This is a genomic window from Neglectibacter sp. X4, from assembly GCF_009917365.1.
Taxonomy (GTDB): Bacteria; Bacillota; Clostridia; order Oscillospirales; family Acutalibacteraceae; genus Acutalibacter.
The window spans coordinates 1-513 of the sequence record NZ_QWLE01000356.1 but is presented as its reverse complement, the minus strand read 5'-3'; the positions used below and the strand labels follow the sequence as shown (position 1 = coordinate 513).

Genomic DNA, 513 nt, shown 5'->3' with positions numbered 1-513 from the left:
CTGACCTTCAAGTTCGGAAAGCTGGGGTGAAAGCTCCACCAGACTATCGTCCTGCCGGTTGACCGTCTCAGCTGCATCGACCAGTTCCTGAAAAAATCGGAATGGCTTAAACCAGTAGTGGAAGAATATCACGACAAGCCCAATGCCATAGTAGGCAAACGCAACGAGAAGCAGATGCTGCTGCAGGTTCATAGCCAGTCTGTAAAGAGGCTCATCTCCCTGCCATGTAAACATAGCAAAGGCAAAGGTGGACAGAATGTAAATGCCGATTCCGCTGAAAAGCAGAAGGATTGCGGCAGCAATCATTTTTGCAAACAAGGTCCATGCCAGTTTGCGGCTCAGTGAATTAGTTTTCAATTTTGTACCCCACTCCCCACACTGTCTTGATGAATTTCGGATGCTTTGCAGGTTCCTTTAGTTTTTCCCGCAAGCGTCCGATGTGTGCCATCACAGTGTTATTGCTGTTGTCCAGATATTTTTCTCCCCAGACCTTTTCAAAAAGCTCCTCGGAGG

2 protein-coding genes are annotated in these 513 nt (G+C 47.8%); both read right to left on the bottom strand.

Features of this window, described 5'->3' with window-relative positions; genetic code table 11:
* Positions 1-357: hypothetical protein (locus tag D1841_RS18550; RefSeq protein ID WP_371722229.1), on the bottom strand; the 357-nt coding region annotated here is incomplete at its 3' end.
* Positions 347-513 (bottom strand): helix-turn-helix domain-containing protein (locus D1841_RS18545; RefSeq protein WP_166554423.1); only part of this gene is annotated, 167 nt, incomplete at its 5' end. The genes D1841_RS18550 and D1841_RS18545, both read right to left, overlap by 11 nt.